The organism is Streptomyces sp. HUAS MG91, from assembly GCF_040529335.1.
GTDB classification, from domain to species: Bacteria; Actinomycetota; Actinomycetes; order Streptomycetales; family Streptomycetaceae; genus Streptomyces; species Streptomyces tabacisoli.
Window position 1 is genome coordinate 660,765 of record NZ_CP159534.1, and the last position, 20,161, is coordinate 680,925.

20 protein-coding genes are annotated in these 20,161 nt (G+C 73.2%); 14 read left to right on the forward strand and 6 right to left on the reverse strand.

The genetic code is table 11. The features are described from left to right. Positions 1–184: 184 nt before the first annotated feature. Positions 185–685, forward strand: a complete 501-nt coding sequence (locus ABII15_RS03160) for a MaoC family dehydratase (protein WP_353940706.1) — start codon at positions 185–187, stop codon at positions 683–685. Between the two features lie 225 nt (positions 686–910). Then, positions 911–1,927 carry an O-antigen ligase family protein gene (locus ABII15_RS03165; RefSeq protein ID WP_353940707.1) on the forward strand — a complete coding sequence of 339 codons (1,017 nt, stop codon included), beginning with the start codon at positions 911–913 and terminating at the stop codon, positions 1,925–1,927. Between the two features lie 22 nt (positions 1,928–1,949). Here ABII15_RS03165 and ABII15_RS03170 read toward each other — a convergent pair whose 3' ends face one another. Both ABII15_RS03170 and ABII15_RS03175 read right to left on the reverse strand, forming a co-directional pair. Beyond that, the gene (locus tag ABII15_RS03170) at positions 1,950–2,513 is read right to left on the reverse strand and encodes a hypothetical protein (protein ID WP_353940708.1); all 564 of its coding nucleotides are present in this window, start codon (positions 2,511–2,513) and stop codon (positions 1,950–1,952) included. A gap of 76 nt (positions 2,514–2,589) precedes the next feature. Continuing rightward, positions 2,590–3,372, reverse strand: a complete 783-nt coding sequence (locus ABII15_RS03175) for an aspartate/glutamate racemase family protein (RefSeq protein WP_353940709.1) — start codon at positions 3,370–3,372, stop codon at positions 2,590–2,592. 58 nt (positions 3,373–3,430) lie between these two features. On the opposite strand from ABII15_RS03175, the gene ABII15_RS03180 reads away from it, so the two are divergent. Further along, positions 3,431–4,597 carry a glycosyltransferase gene (locus tag ABII15_RS03180; RefSeq protein ID WP_353940710.1) on the forward strand — a complete coding sequence of 389 codons (1,167 nt, stop codon included), beginning with the start codon at positions 3,431–3,433 and terminating at the stop codon, positions 4,595–4,597. 24 nt (positions 4,598–4,621) lie between these two features. On the opposite strand, the gene ABII15_RS03185 is transcribed toward ABII15_RS03180, so the two are convergent. Next, positions 4,622–5,833 carry a TerD family protein gene (locus tag ABII15_RS03185; RefSeq protein ID WP_353940711.1) on the reverse strand — a complete coding sequence of 404 codons (1,212 nt, stop codon included), beginning with the start codon at positions 5,831–5,833 and terminating at the stop codon, positions 4,622–4,624. 212 nt (positions 5,834–6,045) lie between these two features. Here ABII15_RS03185 and ABII15_RS03190 point away from each other — a divergent pair, with 212 nt between their 5' ends. The 4 genes from ABII15_RS03190 (at position 6,046) to ABII15_RS03205 (ending at position 10,728) form a co-directional block, all read left to right on the forward strand. Further along, entirely contained in the window at positions 6,046–6,498 is a 453-nt protein-coding gene (locus ABII15_RS03190) for a DUF6643 family protein (RefSeq protein ID WP_353940712.1), read from the forward strand. Between the two features lie 83 nt (positions 6,499–6,581). Next, a complete protein-coding gene (locus ABII15_RS03195; protein WP_353940713.1) occupies positions 6,582–7,409 on the forward strand; it encodes an MOSC N-terminal beta barrel domain-containing protein in 828 nt (275 codons plus the stop codon). Between the two features lie 180 nt (positions 7,410–7,589). After that, a complete protein-coding gene (locus tag ABII15_RS03200; protein ID WP_353946947.1) occupies positions 7,590–8,195 on the forward strand; it encodes a hypothetical protein in 606 nt (201 codons plus the stop codon). Between the two features lie 127 nt (positions 8,196–8,322). Then, positions 8,323–10,728, forward strand: a complete 2,406-nt coding sequence (locus tag ABII15_RS03205; RefSeq protein WP_353940714.1) for a right-handed parallel beta-helix repeat-containing protein — start codon at positions 8,323–8,325, stop codon at positions 10,726–10,728. On the opposite strand, the gene ABII15_RS03210 is transcribed toward ABII15_RS03205, so the two are convergent. Further along, complete coding sequence (locus ABII15_RS03210) at positions 10,698–13,046, reverse strand: hypothetical protein (protein ID WP_353940715.1); 2,349 nt, start codon at positions 13,044–13,046, stop codon at positions 10,698–10,700. The genes ABII15_RS03205 and ABII15_RS03210 overlap by 31 nt on opposite strands. Before the next feature lie 213 nt (positions 13,047–13,259). Here ABII15_RS03210 and ABII15_RS03215 point away from each other — a divergent pair, with 213 nt between their 5' ends. After that, complete coding sequence (locus ABII15_RS03215) at positions 13,260–14,096, forward strand: DeoR/GlpR family DNA-binding transcription regulator (protein ID WP_353940716.1); 837 nt, start codon at positions 13,260–13,262, stop codon at positions 14,094–14,096. A 106-nt stretch (positions 14,097–14,202) separates the two neighbouring features. Next, the gene (locus ABII15_RS03220) at positions 14,203–14,691 is read left to right on the forward strand and encodes an SRPBCC family protein (RefSeq protein ID WP_353940717.1); all 489 of its coding nucleotides are present in this window, start codon (positions 14,203–14,205) and stop codon (positions 14,689–14,691) included. A gap of 27 nt (positions 14,692–14,718) precedes the next feature. Here the strand turns inward: ABII15_RS03220 and ABII15_RS03225 are convergent, their stop codons facing one another. Beyond that, the gene (locus tag ABII15_RS03225) at positions 14,719–15,861 is read right to left on the reverse strand and encodes a PLP-dependent cysteine synthase family protein (protein WP_353946948.1); all 1,143 of its coding nucleotides are present in this window, start codon (positions 15,859–15,861) and stop codon (positions 14,719–14,721) included. A gap of 329 nt (positions 15,862–16,190) precedes the next feature. On the opposite strand from ABII15_RS03225, the gene ABII15_RS03230 reads away from it, so the two are divergent. The 3 genes from ABII15_RS03230 to ABII15_RS03240 all read left to right on the forward strand — a co-directional run bounded on the left by ABII15_RS03230 (position 16,191) and on the right by ABII15_RS03240 (position 18,580). Then, positions 16,191–16,508, forward strand: a complete 318-nt coding sequence (locus ABII15_RS03230) for a hypothetical protein (protein WP_353940718.1) — start codon at positions 16,191–16,193, stop codon at positions 16,506–16,508. 239 nt (positions 16,509–16,747) lie between these two features. Next, on the forward strand, positions 16,748–17,245 hold the full coding sequence (locus ABII15_RS03235) for an ATP-binding protein (protein WP_353940719.1): 498 nt from the start codon (positions 16,748–16,750) through the stop codon (positions 17,243–17,245). Positions 17,246–17,650: 405 nt separating this feature from the next. Next, entirely contained in the window at positions 17,651–18,580 is a 930-nt protein-coding gene (locus tag ABII15_RS03240; protein ID WP_353940720.1) for a PRC and DUF2382 domain-containing protein, read from the forward strand. Positions 18,581–18,647: 67 nt separating this feature from the next. Here ABII15_RS03240 and ABII15_RS03245 read toward each other — a convergent pair whose 3' ends face one another. Next, positions 18,648–18,947, reverse strand: coding sequence for an SHOCT domain-containing protein (locus ABII15_RS03245; protein ID WP_353946949.1), 300 nt, complete (start codon positions 18,945–18,947; stop codon positions 18,648–18,650). A 210-nt stretch (positions 18,948–19,157) separates the two neighbouring features. Between ABII15_RS03245 and ABII15_RS03250 the strand changes: the two genes are divergently transcribed. Continuing rightward, positions 19,158–19,745: a TetR/AcrR family transcriptional regulator gene (locus ABII15_RS03250; RefSeq protein ID WP_353940721.1), complete on the forward strand. Its 588-nt coding sequence runs from the start codon at positions 19,158–19,160 to the stop codon at positions 19,743–19,745. 9 nt (positions 19,746–19,754) lie between these two features. Beyond that, entirely contained in the window at positions 19,755–20,156 is a 402-nt protein-coding gene (locus ABII15_RS03255) for a cupin domain-containing protein (RefSeq protein ID WP_353940722.1), read from the forward strand. Positions 20,157–20,161 lie beyond the last annotated feature (5 nt).

The following is a 20,161-nucleotide window of genomic DNA, read 5'->3' on the forward strand; positions in this document are numbered from 1 at the left end:
ACTCCTCACGGGCCCAGAACACGAGAGGCCGGGCGCCCCGACGTGCCTGCGCCTCGCTTCCACCGTGGCCCCGGTCTCCCGGTCCCGTCATGGGCCGAAGGGGGTAATGCCGTCCGCCGCTCCGGGCTGGTCGGTCCGGCCGGATCCGGTGATCCGTGCACCCGCCATCGGCTACCGTGCGCCGATGACGACGCCAGCAACCTCCGCCATCGGCCCCGACTTCGCCACCCCCGTCGAGAAGCGGTACTTCGAGGACTACGTCCCCGGCGAGAGCTACCGCTACGGCAGCATCCCCGTCACCGAGGCGGACATCCTCCGGTTCGCCGGGGAGTTCGATCCGCAGAGCATCCACACCGATCCCGTCGCCGCCGCGGCGGGGCCCTTCGACGGCCTCATCGCCAGTGGCTGGCACACCGCGTCGGTGATGATGCGGCTCTACGCCGACCACTTCGTCAGCAGCGTCGCCAGCCTGGCCTCACCCGGCATCGACACGCTGCGCTGGACCCGCCCGGTCCGTCCCGGGGATCGGCTGTCGATCGTGACGACGATCCGCGCGGCCCGGCTGTCGCGCTCCAAGCCGGACCGCGGCATCGTGCACACCGACGTCGAGGTGCTCAACCAGCACGACGAGACCGTGCTCACGCTCACCGCGATGAACCTGCTGCGCAGCCGCGACGCCGGCTGACCCGCACCGCAGGAGGGGCGGAACCGGACCAGGAACGTTCCTGCGCAACTGCGGTCCAAAGCGCCGCACCAGCCGTTACCGTGTGCCTCAGTCCCCGACGCCGTGCCGGATCCGGCCATCGCGTGCGGGGCCCGTCTCAGTCGGGGGGCGACGGGGTTGGGATCGACGGGGTGGTCGACGAGTGCTGGGCCGGGAGTGGACCGGCGGCGGCGCGGGGTGTCGGACGTGGTGGGCATCGCCGTGCTCGGCGGCTGCGCGGCATGGTCACTGATCACGGCGACGGCGCGGGCGGGCCGCCCCGAGGGGGTGCTGCTCGCCGTGCTGGCCGTCGCCGCGGGGTACGCGGGCGGGCGGATCGCCGGTGGTCTCGCCCCGGTCGCCACGTCCTGCGCGGTCGCGGCCGGCGGTCTGTGCCTGGCCGTCGCGTCCCCGCAGACGGTGCCCGCGCCGAACACCTCGGCACCGCCGGGCGGCGCCGGGGCGACGGCCGCGCTGCTCGTCCTGTCGACGGGCGCGCTGAGCTGCGCGGCCTGGGCCACGCGGGCCCGGCGCCCGCGGATCGCGCTGCACCTGCTGTCCGCCGGCACCGTCGTGGTGGGGGTCCTCGCGGGTTCCGGGGCGGGGGCGGCGGCGAGCTGCGGCGTCGTGCTGTGCGCGCTCGGGTCGGCCCGGGCGCGGCACCGGGCGGGAGCCCTGGCGGGGCTCGGCTTCGGTACGGCCGCGGTGGCGGGGCTCGGCGTCGGGCTCGCCGACGGCGCGCTGCCGCCGGGTCCCGCGTCCTTCCTGGAGGACGAGCTGTCCGAGCACCGCGTCCGGCTGTGGCACCGGGCGCTGGACCTGGCCGCGTCCGATCCGGTGCTCGGGGCGGGACCCGGCCGGTTCGAGGACTTCGGCACCGTGTCCGCGGCGTCGCCGGTGCCGGACGCCCGGCCGCACTCGGCCGTGCTCCAGGTCGCGGCGGAGCAGGGTTTCATCGGGCTCGCGCTGCTCACGGCCGCGTACGGCTGGCTGCTGTACGTGCTGTGGCGCTCGGCCCGCTCGACGCAGGTGGTGCTCACCGCCGGTGCGGCCCTGACGGCGGTGGCGATGCTGGCGACGGTCGGCAACGCGCTCAGCTTCACGGCCGTGACGGTGGGCGCGGGGCTGCTCGGGGGCATCGCCACCGCCGTGCCGTTCGGCGACGAACCGCCGGACGACGACGCGGCCGCCCCGGAATTCGTCCGGGACGGCCGCGGCGGCTGATCTGTCGTGGGGCGGCGGGGCCTCAGGCCGCCGGGCGCGCGGGCGCGGGCTTCAGCCGGTCGCGGATGTGGCGCACCGCGCTCTCCGCGTCGTCGACGGTCACCGTGAACTTGCGGCCGTCACCGAGGCTGAGCACCACGCCCTCGCCGCGCCGCACGACGACGGCGGTGCCGATCTCGGGACGCCAGCGGTACCCCCAGCCGCCCCACTGGCGCGGGGTGACGCGCGGAGCGAAGTCGGCGTCGACGACATGGGCCAGCGGGATCCGGCGGCGCGGCAGCCCGACATGGCCGCAGCGCACTTCCAGATGGTCCTTGTCGACCTTCACCGCGACGTGCAGGAACGCGAGGGTGCCGAAGAGCACCAGGAGGCCGACGGCGATCAGCCCGACCACGGACATCGCCAGGGCGGCGATACCGGTGGCCCAGGAGCTGTCCACGGCGAGCTCGATGCCGAGGGCCAGGCAGGCGAAGCCGCCCAGGGCCAGCAGCCACTGCACACGGTTGTGCGCGCGGCCGGTCCAGATCTCGGTCACCCGGTCGGACGTGCGTCGCCCGGGGGGTGCGTCGGCGGCGTCTTTCCTCATGCGTTCGAGACTACTCATGTTCCGCCGCCGGGGCACCGCCTCGCGGAGAGTCACTGCTCCGGTCCGGTGCGTGCGGTCACCCGGCGTGGCTGACGGCCTGCAGCGCCCGGCCCTCGGCGTAGGTGAGCGCCGCCTGCGGAAGCGTCTCCGCGCGGCCGCTGAGGAGCACGGTGAGGCCGCTCTGCCCGGTCTCCGCACGGGCCGCGTCGCCGGCCCTGCGCAGTGCCTGTGCGGCGACGGCGCCCGCGCTGCCGTGCAGCGCCGGCGGCTCGGCGCCGGGCTGCTGCAGCGCCGCGCGGATGCGCTCCGCCACCAGCTCGTAGTGGGTGCAGCCGAGGACGACGGTGCGTACGTCATGCGGGGTGAGCGCGGCGGCGGCCGCGATGGTCCGGTCGATGGCGTCCTCGTCGGCCCACTGCACGGCGTCGGCGAGCCCCGGGCAGGGCACCTCGGTGACCTCGACACCGGCGGCGAAGTCGCGGATCAGCCGGCGCTGGTACGGGCTGCCGGTCGTGGCCGGCGTGGCCCAGATCGCGACGGGGCCGCCGCCCGACGCCGCGGGCTTGATCGCGGGGACGGTGCCGATGACGGGGATCTCCGGCTCCAGGCGGGCGCGGACCGCCGTCAGCGCGTGCACGGACGCCGTGTTGCAGGCGATGATCAGGGCGTCGGGGCGGTGTGCCGCGGCGGCCTCGCACGCGGCCAGCGCGCGCTCGGTGATGTCCTGCGGAGTGCGCGGACCCCAGGGCATGCCGTCCGGGTCCGAGGAGAGCACGAGATCGGCGTCGGGCCGCAGGCTCCGTACCGTGGCGGCGGCCGCGAGCAGTCCGATTCCCGAGTCCATCAGCGCGATCTTCACCCGAAAACCATAGACGATCGGTCCGACAGGACCGCGGCGGTGGGGCAGACTGCGGCGGATGGACGTCGTTGTGTGGATCACCGCGGCCGCGCTCGCCGCATGGCTGTGGCTGCTGCTGTGCCAGGGGTTCTTCTGGCGCACCGATCTACGGCTGCCGCCGCGCACCGACCCGGGGCACTGGCCGGATGTCTGCGTGGTGGTTCCGGCCCGGGACGAGGCGGAGGTGCTGCCCGAGAGCCTGCCCTCCCTCCTGGCCCAGGAGTATCCGGGGCACGCGGAGATCTTCCTGATCGACGACGGCAGTTCGGACGGTACCGGCGCGCTGGCCCGCGCCCTGTCCGACCGGTGCGGCGGGCTGCCGCTGACGGTCGACTCCCCCGGGGAGCCGCCCGCCGGCTGGACGGGGAAGCTGTGGGCGGTGCGGCACGGCATCACGCTGGCACGCGCGCGTGAGCCGGAGTTCCTGCTCCTGACCGACGCGGACATCGCCCATGAGCCGGAGAGCCTGCGGGAGTTGGTGGCGGCGGCCCGCACCGGCGGTTTCGACCTGGTGTCGCAGATGGCCAGGCTGCGGGTGGCGAGCGGCTGGGAGCGGCTGGTCGTGCCCGCGTTCGTGTACTTCTTCGCCCAGCTGTACCCGTTCCGCAGGATCGCCGCCCCGGGGTCGCGGACGGCCGCGGCGGCGGGCGGCTGCGTCCTGCTGAGCGCCGAGGCGGCCGAACGGGCCCGGATCCCGGACGCCATCCGGCAGGCGGTCATCGACGACGTGTCGCTCGCGCGGGCCGTGAAGCGGTCGGGCGGACACATCTGGCTCGGCCTCGCCGAGCACGTGGACAGCGTGCGCCCCTACCCGCGGCTGACGGACCTGTGGCGCATGGTGTCGCGCAGCGCGTACGCGCAACTGCGGCACAACCCGCTGGTGCTCCTCGGGACGGTGCTCGGACTCGCGCTGGTCTACCTGGTGCCGCCGGCGGCCGTGTTCTTCGGCCTGGTCGCGCGGGACGGCCCGGTGGCGCTGCTCGGTGGTCTCGCGTGGGCGGTGATGACGGCGACGTACATCCCGATGCTGCGCTACTACCGGCAGACGCTGTGGCTGGCTCCCCTGCTGCCGTTCACCGCGTTCCTGTACCTCCTCATGACGGTGGACTCCGCGGTGCAGCACTACAGGGGGCGGGGTGCGGCGTGGAAGGGCCGGACGTACGCGCGGCCGGACGCCACGTCCTGACGTCGTCAGCTCGCCGGGCGGCGCCTACTTGCGGCCCGGGGTCCAGTCCATGCCCCATCCGTAGGCACGGTCCACGGTGCGCTGCGGGCTGACGCCCCGGTCGGGCACCAGGTAGCGGGCCTCGCGCCGCACGGTCAGGTCGCCGCCGTCGTTGGTGATGAGGGCGAGCGCGCACACCGGGGAGGGGACGGTGCACTCGTCCAGGGAGAAGTCGATCGGGGCCCCGCCCAGGGGCGCGAGGGTGACCGTGGCGTGGAGGTCGGCGAAGCTGCGCGCGCCTTCGTAGATGGTCACGAAGATGAGCACGCGGCGCAGCGCGTTCTTGTGGTCGAGGTTGATCGTGAGGTTCTCGCCGGTGGCCACGGCGCCGGTGCGGTCGTCGCCGTCGAGGTGGATGTACGGGGGCTGGTGCAGCGATCCGAAGGCGTTGCCCAGCGCCTGGACCACTCCCTTGCGGCCGTCGGTGAGTTCGTACAGGGCGCACAGGTCGAGATCGAGATCGCGGGCGCTCGCCCGGCCGCGCCTGCCGCCCCAGCCGCCGAGCTGCTTGCGCATCTCCCAGTTGAGGTTCACGCGCATCGCGCCCGAGGTGCCGCCCTGCTTGGCCAGGGACACCGAGGGGGCAGCCTTGGTGAGCGTCACCTTGGTGAGGCGGACCGGCCCGGAGGCGGCGGGCGGTGCCGTCGGCATCGGCGGCGGGGCGGCCCGCTCCGGCTCGTCGACGGTGATCCCGTAGTCGGTGGCCAGTCCGGCCAGGCCGCTGTCGTAGCCCTGGCCGACCGCGCGGAACTTCCAGGCGCCCTGCCGGCGGTACAGCTCCCCCAGGACGAACGCCGTCTCGACCGTGGCGTCCGTGCTGTCGAAACGGGCGAGTTCGGCGCCGGAGGCCGCGTCGAGGACGCGGATGTACAGGCCGGGGACCCGGCCGAACGCGCCGCCGTCGGCCGACGCGGCGAGCACGACCCGCTCGATGGCGGGCTCCACGCGCGCGAGATCCACGAGGAGCGTGTCCGTCACGGCGCCGCCCGTGGCCGTCTTGCCCTCGTGCCGTACCGCGCCGGAGGCGTGCGCCGGCTGGTTGTAGAACACGAAGTCGGCGTCGGAGCGGACCCGTCCGGAGGCGAGCAGGAGCGCCGAGGCGTCCGCGTCGGGCACGGCCGGGCCGCCGCGCCACCCGAGCTCGACGCGCACCGCCGAGGCCGGCACTGCGACGTTCGTTCCCTTGCCCATGGTCATGTCTGCCCCTATCGCAGGCGTCCTGGTTCCCCGCCGGAAAAGCGGCCTCCGACGCGGCTTCGAAACGCGGCTCTTACACGAATCTAACGCGGCACAACGACCGTTTTTGCCGAGTTCGCTCGCATTGGGGACGCACGGTCACACCCGACACGCAAAAGAACCCTCTTATCGGGCTACCCCATCGACCACATCGTGGGCTTAACTTATGTGCCATGACCTCCCCCCGCTCCACCTATGGCGGCGGTTACTACTCCGCGCCGTCCTTCCCGGACACCCCGATCTACGACTCCCTCGTCGCCGAGCGGGGCACACCCCAGATCGCCCCGATCCGGGTCCCCTCCGCGTACGACACCGGAAGCCATCTTCCCGCGCTTCCGGCCGCGTTGCCCGCACTGCCCTCCGGCCCCTCCGCGCCCGCGCAGGGTTACGGCTATCCGCAGCAGCAGTCCGCGCCGATGCAGCCCGCGCACATGCAGGCCGCCCCGACCGCGTACATCCCGCAGCAGACGGCCGCCCCGCGCGGCTACCAGGCCCAGCAGCCCCAGCCGCAGCGCCAGGCCCCCGGCACCGGCTACGAGGCGATGCGCCCGGCCGCGCCGCGCCCCGCGCCCGCTCCCGCGCCGTACGAGGATCCGTACAACCGTCAGCAGTACCGCGGTTACTAATCCGGGGACCCGGGGGCCGTCGTCACGGCCCTTCCCCACGGCCCGCACATGGGGTTGTCGGTGCCTGCTGGCAGGATGGCCCCATGTCGCAGCAGCCTGTGCTCAGTTCGATCCATGTCTACCCGCTGAAGGCGGTTCGGGGGCACGCACCGCGTGAGGCGGTCGTGGAGCCGTGGGGACTCGCGGGAGACCGGCGCTGGGTCCTGGTCGACGCGGCGAACAAGATCGTCACGCAACGGCCGCATCCGCGCCTCGCGTTGGCCGCTGCCGACCTGCTGCCCGGCGGCGCCCTCCGGCTGTCCGCGCCCGGCGCGCGGCCGCTGACGGTCGAGGTGCCCGAGCCGGGCCCGACGACCACCATCGAGGTGTGGCGCGACAAGGTGGAGGCCGTGCCCGCGGCGGACGCGGCGCACGCCTGGTGGAGCGCCCGCCTGGACACCGAGGTCCGCCTCATGCACCTCGACGATCCGGCGAGCCGCCGCCCGATCGATCCCGCGTACGCCCGGCCCGGCGAGACGGTCAGCTTCGCCGACGGCTATCCGCTGCTCCTCACCACCCTCTCCTCCCTCGACGCCCTCAACTCCCTCATCGCCCAGGGAGATCACGCGGACGAGGGCCCCCTTCCCACGAACCGTTTCCGGCCGAATGTGGTCGTCTCGGGCACCTCTCCCTGGGCCGAGGACGACTGGACGCGCGTCTCGGTGGGCGAGGTCACGTTCCGCGTGACGAAGAAGAGCGGCCGCTGCGTGGTGACCACCACGAACCAGGAGACCGCGGAGCGTGGCAAGGAGCCGCTGCGCACCCTGGCCCGGCACCGGCGTTTCGGCGACCAGTTGTGCTTCGGGACGAATCTGGTTCCGGAGTCGTCCGGCTCGATCCGGATCGGGGATCCGCTCATCGTCGTCGAATAGCGTCGAATAACCGTCACCCGGATGGGGAACCCGGCGGCGCGACAGACTCGTTGAGGGACAATGGCAGTGCCGGAGACACCGGCGAGCCGGTCGGGCGGGGCGAGACATCCCTCTTCGCTCCACCCGCGCGCAAGGCGCTGCCGTCCGGGGCGAGGACGGACGTGGAAGGGGGTGCAGGCTGTGCGGGCGGTCATCGGAATCTGGCGCTGGCGGCACAATCCACTGCGCCGCGGCACCGATCTTGCCGAGGCGTGGCTCGCGCTGATCGCGCTGGTCCTCATCGTCGTCGCCGCGCCCGTCGCGGGTGTGGTGGCGGGCTCCCTCTCCCGTGACGCGCTGTACCGCTCTGTGGACGAGCAGCGCAGCCGGCGTCACGAGACCACCGCGACGGTCGTACGGAAACTGGCGCAGCCGCCCCTCGACTCGGACCCCGAGACGTCGACCGCGCGGGACGCGCACAGCCGCGTCGTCGCGACCTGGACGGCGCCCGACGGCAGTGCGCACCGCGACCGGGTGGTCGCCGCGCTCCAGTCCCCGCACCGCGGCGACACGTTCCCGCTGTGGACCGACGAGCGGGGCCGTGTGGTCGGTCGTCCGCTCGACCGGGCGACGGCGGCGACGCACGCGGCGCTGGCCGGTTTCGGCACGGCCGTCGCCGTCGGCGGCCTCTTCGAGGGCACCCGCAGGCTCGTCGTCTGGCGCATGGTCCGCCGCCGGTACGCGCGCTGGGACCACGCCTGGGACATAGCGGGCCCTGATTGGGGCCGGACCGGCACGGGCAGCTGACAGGGTCGCGACTCCGGTCAACTGCCGTGCTCCGCGCGCGCTACGGTGGACCCACCTTTCCCAGGAAGAGCGCCCGTCAGGGCGTGAGCAGGACCCGCGTACGACGAGGTGGGGGCACAGCACCGTTATGGCACAGGGCACGGTCCAGGTGACGCACACCGGCACATCACGGTGGCGGCGCCGCACAGGTGAGTACGCGTCGTTGGCCGCCGCTCTCGAAGCGGCCGGAGACGGCGACGTGCTGACCGTCGCCCCGGGCACGTACCGGGAGAATCTGATCGTGCAGCGCGCGGTGACGCTGCGCGGTCCCGAGGGTTCCCCCGGATCGGTGCGCATCGCGCCGGTCGACGGGGTGCCGCTGACCGTCCGCGCGTCGGCGACGGTCCAGGACCTGCACGTGGAGGGCCAGGACTCGGCGGCGCCCGCGCTTCTCGTCGAGGAAGGCGCGCCGGAGCTGGTCGACGTACGGGTCGTGACCCGGTCCGCGTCCGGCATCGAGGTGCGCGGCGGGGCCCGCCCCACCGTGCGGCGCTGCACCGTCGACAATCCCGCCGGGATCGGCATCGCCGTCCTGGACGGCGGGGGCGGTGTCTTCGAGGAGTGCGAGGTCGTCGCGGCCGGGCAGGCCGGGGTGGCGGTGCGCGGCGGCGCGCACCCGCGTCTGGAGCGCTGCCGGGTGCACCACGCCTCCGGCTCCGGGCTGTCGGCGACGGGCGAGCACAGCGGCCTGGAGGCCGTGGGCTGCGAGATCTACGAGATCAAGGGCTCGGGCGTGCAGATCACCGGCCGGGCCGCCGCCCATCTGACCAACTGCGACGTGCACCGCACGACGGGCGACGGTGTCACCCTCGACACGGACGCGGTGCTCACGCTCGCGGACTGCCACATCCACGACATCCCGGAGAACGCGGTGGACCTGCGCTCCCGGTCCGTCCTGACGCTGACGCGGTCCACCGTCCGCCAGTTCGGGCGCAACGGCCTGTCGGTGTGGGACCCGGGCACGCGCGTGGACGCCAATCAGTGCGAGATCCACGACAGTACGGGCGACTACCCGGCGGTGTGGGTCAGCGACGGCGCGACCGCCGTCCTCGACGCGTGCCGGGTGCACGACGTGCCGGACGCGCTCTTCGTGCTGGACCGCGGCTCGCGCGTGGACGTCGTCGACAGCGACCTGTCGCAGGTGCGCAACACGGCGGTGTCGGTGAGCGACGGGGCCACGGCGCAGCTGGACGACTGCCGGATCCGGGAGGCCGCCACCGGCGCCTGGTTCCGCGACCACGGCAGCGGCGGCACGCTGGCCAACTGCACGGTCGACGCGATCCAGACGGGTGTCATCGTCACCAAGGGCGCCGACCCGACGATCGACCGCTGCACCGTGACGTCTCCGGCGGAGGCCGGTTTCTACGTCTCGGCGGAGGGCCGGGGCACCTTCCAGGGCTGCCGGGTGACCGGCAGTGAGGGCTACGGCTTCCACATCATCGACGGCTGCCGTACGACGCTCAGGAAGTGCCGTACCGAGCGGTGCTCACGGGGTGGCTACGAGTTCGCCGAGGACGGCCCGGTCGTCGAGGAGTGCACGAGCGACGAGAGCGGCGGGATAAGGCCCGGGGCGTCCGCCGCGCCGCAGCCGGCGGTGCAGACGCAGTCCGCGACCCAGACCGTGGGCCTGCTCAGCCAGGTCCCCGACCAGCGGGCCGAGGCGCCCGTCGAGGAGCCGCCCGCCCGTACGTCGCAGGCCGTGCTCGGGGAACTCGACACGCTGGTGGGTCTGGAGAGCGTCAAGCGCGAGGTGCGGGCGCTCACCGACATGATCGAGGTCGGCCGCAGACGGCAGGAGGCGGGGCTCAAGGCGGCCTCGGTCCGCCGGCACCTGGTGTTCACGGGCTCCCCCGGCACCGGCAAGACGACGGTGGCCCGGCTGTACGGCGAGATCCTGGCCTCCCTCGGTGTCCTGGACAAGGGTCACCTCGTGGAGGTGTCCCGGGTCGACCTGGTCGGCGAGCACATCGGGTCGACCGCGATCCGCACCCAGGAGGCGTTCCAGCGGGCCCACGGCGGCGTCCTGTTCATCGACGAGGCGTACGCCCTCTCCCCCGAGGACTCGGGCCGCGACTTCGGCCGTGAGGCGATCGACACGCTGGTGAAGCTCATGGAGGACCAGCGGGACGCCGTCGTGGTGATCGTCGCGGGCTACACGGCGGAGATGGAGCGGTTCCTGTCGGTCAACCCCGGTGTGGCGTCCCGCTTCTCACGGACCATCACCTTCTCCGACTACGTGCCCGAGGAGCTGCTGCGGATCGTGGAGCAGCAGACCGACGAGCACGAGTACCGGCTCGCCACCGGGACCTCGGAAGCGCTCCTGAAGTACTTCACGGCGCTTCCGAAGGGCCCGGCGTTCGGCAACGGCCGCACGGCCCGGCAGACGTTCGAGTCGATGGTGGAGCAGCACGCGGGGCGGGTCGCCCAGCTCGGCGAGCCGAGCACGGACGACCTCACGCTCCTCTACCCGGAGGACCTGCCCGAGCTGCCCTGACCCTGGCCGCGGGGCGTGGGCACCGCGTGCTTGAGGCGGGCCAGCAGCCGGGCCCGCTCCTCGGCGAGGACCGGGTCGGCCTGGTAGTCGCCGTGGCCCAGGATCGGGGCGGGCAGCGGATGCCGCTCGGTGCGGCCGTAGGCGAGCGGGTCCAGGAGCGCGGGGTGGTCGACCGCGGGGCCGCAGTCGCCCGGCAGGCCGATCGGCCCGCCGATGGGGTCGGTCTCGCGGTACAGATTGCGCCAGCAGTCGACCTGGCGGTGCAGGGACGCCAGGGCGGGCGGTCCGAACTGTGCCGGGAACCAGCGCCCGTACAGCCGCTGGAGCGGCGAGCCGTAGGTGAGCAGTCCGACGCGCCGCCGTACCGACGGCGGCAGTTGCCAGGCGGCGGCCGCCGCGAGGACGCTGCCCTGTGAGTGACCGGAGAGGATGAGCCGGCCGCCGGTCGTCCGGGTCCAGGTGTCCATCCGCCAGGTCAGGTCGGGCACCGCGCGTTCCGCGTAGCAGGGGGGCGCGAAGGGGTGCGCGGCGCGCGGCCAGAAGGTGCCCACGTCCCACAGGATGCCGATGGTGCGGCGGGCGGCCGGGTCCTTGTAGGCGCGGCGGCCCCAGGCCACGAAGAGTATGAAGCCGGCGCCGATCAGCCAGGAGCCGAGCGCCTGCGAGGTGTCGGCGGCGCCCTCCAGGAGGGGGAAGGTGCCCTGCGCGGCGGTCCCGGGGACCCGGCCGGTGCCCCAGGCCCCGGCGACGGCCAGGCCGCCGAGGAGCAGGGAGACGGCCGAGACCACACCGATGATCACGGGGGCGCGGTCGGTGAGTGCGGCTCGCGCGCGTGTGCCCGCGATGTCCGAGGTGCGGGCGGCGTCCGGGCGTTCCCCGGTTCCGTCGGCGTGTTCGTCGAGGTGGTAGTCGGCGGCGACCCGGACGGTCTCGGCCTTCTTCCTGCGGGCCGTGCGCAGGGCGAGGACGGCGCACAGGACGGCGAGCACGACCAGCAGCGGCGGGATGACGGACGCCTGCCAGGACAGCAGGACGGGCGGGCCCGCGATCAGGCCGCTGGTGCCGTCGAGCCAGTCGGCGACGCGCTGTGCGACGCCGCCGGTCATCACGCCGCCGAGGCCGCAGGCCAGCATCGCGGTGGCGGGTCCGCCGAGGCCGCGCAGGGCGGTGCGCCGGTCGACGGCCGTGCGATAGATCGCCTTGGCCACCACGGCGAGCGCCAGGACGAGGACCATCTGGGCGAGCGCGATCCCGCCGAACGCGGCGTCGCCCGGCAGCCGCCCCGACGAGTGCCAGTGCGGGCGGGACCAGCCCGCGTACACCATGGTCAGGGCGAGCAGCGTCAGCGCTCCGTAGGGCAGGACGCGGACCAGGGTGCGGTCCAGGTCGAGGTCGATCCGGTCCTCGGTGCGGCCCCGCAGGACGACGACGGCGAGGATGGCGAGGAGGCCCGCGATCAGGGCGCCGACGAAGATCCGTCCCAGGACGTCGAGGAGCACGGGGCCGCCGGCCCTGCGGTCGTAGCGGGCGGCCGACGTGCCGACGGCCGCGGCCACGGTCAGCAGCGCGGCGGCGGTGTGCGCGGCGCGCAGCCGGGAGACGAGCCGGCGCCCGTACCAGAATCCGGGCCTGGCCAGCGCGTTGTCGGCCGAGCCGTCCGTGCCCTCGGGGTCCGGCTGGTGGGGCAGCGGGCGCTGGGCCTCGTACGCGCTCCAGGTGCGGTGCGAGAGGTACCAGAGCAGGACGCTCAGCGCGGTCGGCACGAGTGCGGCGAGGGCCAGTCGGCGGCCGGGCTGGCTCCACCAGCCGTCGGCGAGGAATCCGAGCCATGTCCGGCGCTCGGCACAGGCCGGGGTGCCCGCGCACTGCCAGGCCGTCAGGTCGAGCGCGACCTCGCAGGCGGCGGCCACGAGCAGCACGGTGAGGGTGAGGCCGGCGAGGCGGACGAGGAGGCCGTAGAGGCGCACGGTGCGGGTTCTGCTCAGCGCGTTGGGCCGCATCCAGTGGGCGAGGTTGACCACCATGAAGGGCAGCAGGACCAGCCACAGCGCCCGTGAGCCGTTGCCCGACGTGAGGTTGCACCACACGTACGCCTCGGGGACGGGTCTGCCGCGGTAGTCGTCCGGTCTGCTCTCCGCGTCGACGTCCTCGGCGCGGCGGTGGACGGCCGCGGTGTCGTCGCCCGACACGCGCACGGTGCGCGGGTCGTCGAGCATCTCCTGAGGTGTGGTGCCGCCCACTCCGTGGACGAGGAGTTCCAGGGCGCTCTCGTCGGCGACCCCGCTGGTTCCGGTGTGCTGTTCCGGCGCCGTGGTCATGTGTGTCCCCCGTTCTGTACGGCTACCAGGATTCCGCCTCAGCGCCCCCTCGTGCACCCCTCGTCACGGAATCTCCTCGCTCCTTTCGAGCCGTCGTCCCTGGTGGCGGGTGCGGGCGGTGGGACGGGTGTCGGTGGCGCGTGCGAGGATGACGGGATCCTCGGCCGACGGGCCGGGTGGTCATGGGGACGAGCCGAAGGGACCCGACGGGACGTGAGCGAGAATCAGAACCTCCTCGCGGAGCAGCGCCGCGCTCTGATCCTCGACGAGGTCCGGCGCCGCGGCGGCGTCCGGGTCAACGAGCTGACGAGGAAGCTCGGCGTCTCCGACATGACGGTCCGGCGGGACCTGGACGCGCTGGCCCGCCAGGGTGTGCTCGAGAAGGTCCACGGCGGGGCGGTCCCCGTCGTCGAGGCGAGCAGTCACGAGCCGGGCTTCGAGGCCAAGTCGGGTCTCGAGCTGACGGCCAAGGAGGACATCGCGCGGGCGGCGGCGCCGCTGGCCGCGCCGGGGACGGCGATCGCACTGTCCGGGGGTACGACGACGTACGCGCTGGCGCAGCACCTGCTCGACGTGCCGGACCTGACGGTGGTGACCAACTCGGTGCGGGTGGCGGACGTGTTCCATGCCGCGCAGCGCACCACGGGGACCCGGCAGGGCGCGGCGACGGTGGTGCTCACCGGTGGGGTGCGCACGCCGTCCGACTCGCTGGTGGGGCCGGTGGCCGACCAGGCGATCGCGGCGCTCCACTTCGACGTGCTGTTCCTCGGGGTGCACGGGATAAGCCCGGAGGCGGGTCTGTCGACGCCGAATCTGGCGGAGGCGGAGACCAACAGGCGCCTGGTGCAGTCCGCGCGGCGGGTGGTCGTGCTCGCCGACCACACGAAGTGGGGGACGGTGGGCCTGAGTTCGTTCGCGGCGCTCGATCAGGTGGACACGCTGGTGACGGACGCGGGGCTGCCGGTCGAGGCCCGTACGGAGATCTCCGAGCACATGCGGCTCGTCGTGGCCGGTGACCCCGATTCCGCGCCGGGCGGTGCAGACATCTGACGGGCCGCCAGCTATGGTGACCGTACCCGGTCAACTGGTCTACTCCTGCTGCCCGTTGGGCCGGCCCGACGTTCGGATCGTCGTCCTGCTTGGGGGCTGAGCGCTCATGGCACGTCATCTTCTCCCGGTCGGCCTCGACTTCATCGAGACCGCTCCCCTGCGCCTGGTCTTCGCCCGCGAGGTGTCCGCGTCGCCCGGCGCCGTGTACCGGGCGCTGGCCGAGGACGTCGAGGGCTGGCCGCAGTGGTTCTCCGCGGTGACCCGGGCGCGGCCGGCCGAGGCCGGTGCGGACGGGCCGCGGCGCGAGATACGGCTCAAGGGCGGCGGGCGCTTCCTGGAGACGATCGTGTCCGCGGAGCCCGACGAGGTGTACGCGTACCGGGTCGACGAGGCCAACGCGCCGGGGGTGCGGGCGCTGCTCGAGGAGTGGCGGATCACGCCGGTGCCCGGTGGGGCGCGGGTGCAGTGGACGTTCGCCGCCGACGGGGCCGCGCTGTTCCTGGCCGGGGTGAAGGTGGGCCGGTCCGGTCTCGGGCGGGCGTTCCGGGACGCGGTGGGCAACCTCGAACGACGGCTGGCCACCGCTGCCGCGTGACGTCGCGGGCCCGCGACTTCCCGGCCCTCAGGCCTCGGGGGCGGTCGACGTGAGCAGGGTGTTGATCGCCGCCAGGTACGGCGTCACGTCGAGTCCCTGTTCCGCCAGCCACTGGTCCGAGTAGTACTTGTCCAGGTAGCGGTCGCCCGGGTCGCACAGCAGGGTGACCACACTTCCCCTGCGGCCCTCCGCCACCATCTCCGCGACGATCTTCAGGGCGCTCCACAGCCCCGTACCGGTCGAGCCGCCCGCCTTGCGGCCGATGGTGGCCTCCAGGGCGCGGACCGCGGCGACGCTGGCCGCGTCGGGGACCTTCATCATGCGGTCGATGGCGCCGGGCACGAAGCTGGGCTCCATGCGCGGGCGGCCGATGCCCTCGATGCGGGAGCCGCAGTCGCTGGTGGCGTCCGGGTCGTTCGTCGTCCAGCCCTCGAAGAAGCAGGAGTTCTCCGGGTCGGCGACGCAGATGCGGGTGTCGTGCTGCATGTAGTGGACGTAGCGGGCGAGGGTCGCCGAGGTGCCGCCGGTGCCGGCCGTGGCCACGATCCAGGTCGGGCAGGGGTAGCGCTCCAGCTCCATCTGGCGGTAGATCGACTCGGCGATGTTGTTGTTGCCGCGCCAGTCCGTGGCCCGCTCCGCGTACGTGAACTGGTCCATGTAGTGGCCGCCGGTGCGTGCCGCGAGGGCCGCCGCCTCCTCGTACATCGTCCTGGAGTCGTCGACGAAGTGGCACTGCCCGCCGTGGAATTCGATCAGTCGGCACTTCTCGGCGCTGGTCGTACGCGGCATCACCGCGATGAAGGGGACCCCCACGAGCTTGGCGAAGTACGCCTCCGAGACCGCGGTGGAGCCGCTGGACGCCTCGATCACCGGGCGGTCCGGTCGGATCCAGCCGTTGCACAGGCCGTAGAGGAAGAGCGAGCGGGCGAGGCGGTGCTTGAGGCTGCCGGTGGGATGGGTCGACTCGTCCTTCAGATAGAGGTCGATGCCCCAGTGCTCGGGAAGGGGGAAGCGGAGCAGGTGGGTGTCGGCCGAGCGGTTGCTGTCGGCCTGGACCTTGCGCACGGCTTCTTTCAGCCAGCTCCGGTAGCCGGGATCCGTGTGGTCGACGTCCAGTGTCGGCATCGGCTCGGCGAGCGGGCGCTCGTCCCCGGTGCGGCCTTGTTCCATCGTGCTCACCACGGGGCTCCTTCGCGTCGTTCCGAGCGTCCGCCCCGGCGGGATCCCGCGAAGGGGGCGCCGGAGGAACCGCTGCCGGGTCGGTCGAACGTGACCGGACGCCTCGATCATAGACACCTTCCACACGCTTCTCACCTGCATAAACGCATCTTTGGGAGCCTCAAAGGCACGCCTGGCCACTCGAGTGACGACACCTGTGGAGGGGGCGCGAAATCCGTTTGCGCCCACTGCTTCACGTCGCGTCCACATGCAGACTGGTGCTCCTGGCCCGGTGCGTGCAGACTGCACCGCACCAACGCACTCAGAGGGGGCGACGCGGCATGACGGAGCCGGAGTTCACGGCGACGGGCGTGCGGATCGGGCGCCGTCTGCGGTCGCTGACCCGGGCCGGCCAGGTCCGGATCACGGGCGGCAGGCTGGAACTGCTCACGAGCTACGGCAGCGAGATAGACAGCGCGCCACTGCGCGAAGTCCGCGCGGGCAAGCCCTGGTTCGGCTCCGACGACCGCGCGACCGCCGAGGTCGACGGCAGGCGTTATCTGCTGCGACTCGGCGACGGTCATCACGGGGACGCGGGGCCGCCCTCGGCCCGCCGGTTCATCGACGCCGTGCGCAAGGCGACGGGGCGCGCGACGTAACGTCGTCGGCCTCCCGCACGCCTCCCTCATCGCTCACCGGAGCACGAGCGTCACCGGCCGAAGTTGCACGCCCGCACCCCCTGGGTCACGCTGGTCACACATCACTACTCAGGGTTTACCGGCGATGACGCTGCGAACCAGCCCGCCGGACACTGCAGCGGGCGACCCTGTCAACACCGCGGTCGCTCCGCTCGATCCGTTCTCGTCTTCTTCCGGACTCAATTCGGGGAGTCGCAGCCGTGATCAGCCAGCCGAGCAGGCATTGTGCGGTGGAGCTTCAGGCCCTGCCGTCGCGGATCGGCCAGGTCCGCAGAATCGTATCGGCGCAGTTGCGCTACTGGCATCTCGATCCATTGATCGATCTGGCGGCGCTCGGGATCACCGAGCTGCTCACCAACGTCCACCGGCACGCCGAGCCGGACAAGCTGTGCACCGTGGAGATCGAGCTCTTCCGCAACTGTCTCACCCTGTCGGTGCACGACCACGATCCCCGGCTGCCGGAGATACGGGACGCGGAGTCGCTCGCGACCTGCGGGCGGGGGCTCGCGATGGTTGCCTCGGTGAGCGAGAGCTGGGGGGTCAGGCCGCACATCGACGGCGGCAAGGTCGTCTGGTTCACCCTCCCGGTGCCGTCGCCCGCGGTGGCGCTGCCCACGCTGCCGGTGTACGCGACAGCGGCCGCGCTCCGCGCCGAGGCGCCCCAGCACGCTCCCGCCCGGTCGGCCGTCGCAGGCTGACCGGGCGGTGATCACTTACCGGGCGTCCCGCCCTTGGGGCGCCCGGTGCCGGGCGTGACCCGGCCCCGATTCAGTTCGGCACCCGCTCGCCCGCCGGGGTTCGACCCGGCGGGCGAGCGGGTGCTTTCGCACGGAAGGAGGGCCCGTGGGTCGACGGCCCGGGCCCATCGGGGTCGATCGGACGCGGGAGCCCGGTTCACCCGTTCGGCCTACGCGCGGAAGATCACCCGCCTGCACCTCCCGGCCCGCAATCACGCCCCGAACGGCCCCCCTCCCGGGCTTTTCGCTACGGCCGGTGAGATCCCTTGTTGCGCGCCCCGCGCATCCCACGCGCCATGGAGACATGGCACATGGTCAAGCCGGTGGCCCCCAGCCGCCCCCATGTCCCGGAGGGAGTGATCACGCATGACGCAGGGCGAGATCAACAACCCCGATGCCCTTGTCGGGCTCACCGCGTACGACCGCACCGGGGAGAAGATCGGCAGCGTCGAGCGGGTCTACCTGGACGACCGGACCGGGAAGCCCGGCTGGGCGACCGTCAAGACCGGCCTCTTCGGTATGAAGGAGACCTTCGTTCCGCTCAACGGAGCGTCCCGCACGGAAGACCGGCTCCAGGTGATGTACACCAAGGAGGCCGTCAAGGACGCGCCCCGCGTCGAGGCGGACCAGCACCTGGACGAGTCCGAGCAGCAGGAGCTGTACGCGCACTACGGGCTGACCCGGCCCGCCGCCGGCGCGGCCGGCACCGCGGGGAACCGTCCCGAGCGTCCGGCCGCCGCCCCCGGCGTGCACGGCACGACCGGCGCGGCGGGATCCGCCGGCGCGGCAGGGGCCGCCGGCTCCGGCTACGCCACCGGCGAGTCCACCGGCCGGCACGCCGCCGGAGCCCGCGAGCCCGCGATGCGCGGCGCCGCCGACACCTCGGACAAGGAGACGGAGCTCATCCGCTCCGAGGAACGGCTGCGCGTCGGCGTCGAGGAGCAGGAGGTCGGCCACGCGCACCTGCGCAAGGTGGTCGAGACCGAGAACGTGACCACGTCGGTTCCGCTGTCCCACGAGGAGGTCCGCGTGGTGCGCGAGCCGATCGGCGAGGGCGACGCGAAGCGCGCCACGATCGGCGAGGCGGAGACCGAGGTGACCCTGCACGCCGAGCGTGCGGTCGTCAGCAAGGAGACCGTCCCGGTGGAGCGCGTCCGGCTGGAGACCGAGAAGGTCACGGAGACGCAGGAGGTCTCCGACACGGTGCGCAAGGAGCGGATCGAGTTCGACGATCCGAAGGGTGAGCGCGGCGCGCCCGGTGAGGGCAAGTTCGGGCGGGGCGGCCCCCGCCACTGACGTCGGCACACGGAGGGCGGGCCCGGCCGGGAGGCCGGGCCCGCCCTCGCGCCGCGGGTCGAGGGGGTCAGAGCGCGCCGCCCCTGCCCGCGGCGGCGGCCCGCCCGAACTCCTCGTTCAGGACGGACAGCCGGCGCCAGTACTCGTCTTCGTCGATCTCCCCGGCGGCGAACCGGCGGCCGAGCACGGCGATCGGCGAACGCTCGTCGACCGCGGGTCCGGGGCGCCACGGGCCGCGGCGTCCGCGCCAGGCGGTGCGGCGCAGCAGCGTGATCACGCCGACCGCCACGGCCGCCCAGACCAGCGGAAAGAGCAGGATCCAGGGACCCGGCCCGCCGCCGGGGCCGAACTGCGCGAGGGTCTGCATCTGACTCATCTCCCTTGATGGAGCTCGGCTGAACCCGAAGGAACTCGGTGTTCTCGTGATGGGTCGAGCCTCTCGCCGGGAGGGGGCCCGCGTCGTCGTACGGCCAGCGGCAGTGCGCGTACCTCCGTGGGAGTAGGCGGGCCGTCCGGGGCTGCTTCTCGGCGGGCCGGCTTCTTGCCGGACACGATCTTGCCTTCTGTAACTACTAGTATGTACGGTGTGGTCATGAGCACTCAGGAACGGCTGATCGAGACGACGCGTGAGCTGCTGTGGGAGCGCGGTTACGTCGGCACCAGCCCGAAGGCCATCCTGCAGCGTGCGGGCGTCGGGCAGGGCAGCATGTACCACCACTTCGCAGGGAAGTCCGACCTCGCGCTGACCGCGATCCGCCGCACCGGTGAGGAGATGCGGGCGACCGTCGACCGGCTGCTCGGCGCGGACGGGTCGGCGTACGACCGGATCGCGGCGTATCTGCTGCGCGAGCGCGACGTGCTGCGCGGCTGCCCGGTCGGGCGGCTGACGATGGACCCGGACGTGATCGCCAGCGATGAGCTGCGCGGCCCCGTAGACGACACGATCGCGTACGTGAAGGGCCGGCTCGCCGACATCGTCCAAGAGGGCGTGGACAGCGGCGAGTTCGCCGCGCATCTGGTGCCCCGCGAGATCGCGGCGGCCGTCGTGGCGACGGTGCAGGGCGGATACGTCCTGGCGCGTGCCTCCGGCGACACGGACGCCTTCGACGCGGGCGTCCGCGGCCTGCTCTCCCTCCTGAAGCCCTCCCCCGTCCCGACTGCCTGAGGATCCTCTGTGCACATCACACGCAATCGTCCGGACACCCAGCAGGGCCCGGCCGAGAACTTCACGGGCACGGTCTGGCTGGACGAGGTCGCGGCGCCCGCCTCCCCGTCCCGGCTGCGCCTGTTCAACGTCCACTTCGCGCCCGGCGCGCACACCGCCTGGCACACCCACCCGCACGGCCAGGTGCTGCACGTCCTGGAGGGCGAGGGGCGGGTGCAGCGCAAGGGCGGCGAGGTCGAGGTGATCCGCGCGGGCGACACCGTCTGGATCGAGCCGGACGAGTGGCACTGGCACGGCGCCGGGCCCCGGACGTTCATGACGCACCTGGCGGCGGTCGAGGCCGCCCCCGACGGGACGACGACCTGCTGGGGCGCGCACGTCGACGAGGCCGACATCCACTCCGCGGGCTGAAGGGC

What these genes read in the sequence shown, in the direction of transcription:
- ABII15_RS03250 (WP_353940721.1), top strand. Translation starts at nt 19,158, where the DNA reads ATGTACGGTGTGGTCATGAGCACTCAGGAACGGCTGATCGAGACGACG.
- ABII15_RS03170 (WP_353940708.1), bottom strand. Translation starts at nt 2,513, where the DNA reads ATGAGGAAAGACGCCGCCGACGCACCCCCCGGGCGACGCACGTCCGAC.
- ABII15_RS03195 (WP_353940713.1), top strand. Translation starts at nt 6,582, where the DNA reads ATGTCGCAGCAGCCTGTGCTCAGTTCGATCCATGTCTACCCGCTGAAG.
- ABII15_RS03205 (WP_353940714.1), top strand. Translation starts at nt 8,323, where the DNA reads ATGGCACAGGGCACGGTCCAGGTGACGCACACCGGCACATCACGGTGG.
- ABII15_RS03185 (WP_353940711.1), bottom strand. Translation starts at nt 5,833, where the DNA reads ATGACCATGGGCAAGGGAACGAACGTCGCAGTGCCGGCCTCGGCGGTG.
- ABII15_RS03220 (WP_353940717.1), top strand. Translation starts at nt 14,203, where the DNA reads ATGGCACGTCATCTTCTCCCGGTCGGCCTCGACTTCATCGAGACCGCT.
- ABII15_RS03240 (WP_353940720.1), top strand. Translation starts at nt 17,651, where the DNA reads ATGACGCAGGGCGAGATCAACAACCCCGATGCCCTTGTCGGGCTCACC.
- ABII15_RS03225 (WP_353946948.1), bottom strand. Translation starts at nt 15,861, where the DNA reads ATGGAACAAGGCCGCACCGGGGACGAGCGCCCGCTCGCCGAGCCGATG.
- ABII15_RS03245 (WP_353946949.1), bottom strand. Translation starts at nt 18,947, where the DNA reads ATGCAGACCCTCGCGCAGTTCGGCCCCGGCGGCGGGCCGGGTCCCTGG.
- ABII15_RS03230 (WP_353940718.1), top strand. Translation starts at nt 16,191, where the DNA reads ATGACGGAGCCGGAGTTCACGGCGACGGGCGTGCGGATCGGGCGCCGT.
- ABII15_RS03160 (WP_353940706.1), top strand. Translation starts at nt 185, where the DNA reads ATGACGACGCCAGCAACCTCCGCCATCGGCCCCGACTTCGCCACCCCC.
- ABII15_RS03180 (WP_353940710.1), top strand. Translation starts at nt 3,431, where the DNA reads ATGGACGTCGTTGTGTGGATCACCGCGGCCGCGCTCGCCGCATGGCTG.
- ABII15_RS03190 (WP_353940712.1), top strand. Translation starts at nt 6,046, where the DNA reads ATGACCTCCCCCCGCTCCACCTATGGCGGCGGTTACTACTCCGCGCCG.
- ABII15_RS03210 (WP_353940715.1), bottom strand. Translation starts at nt 13,046, where the DNA reads ATGACCACGGCGCCGGAACAGCACACCGGAACCAGCGGGGTCGCCGAC.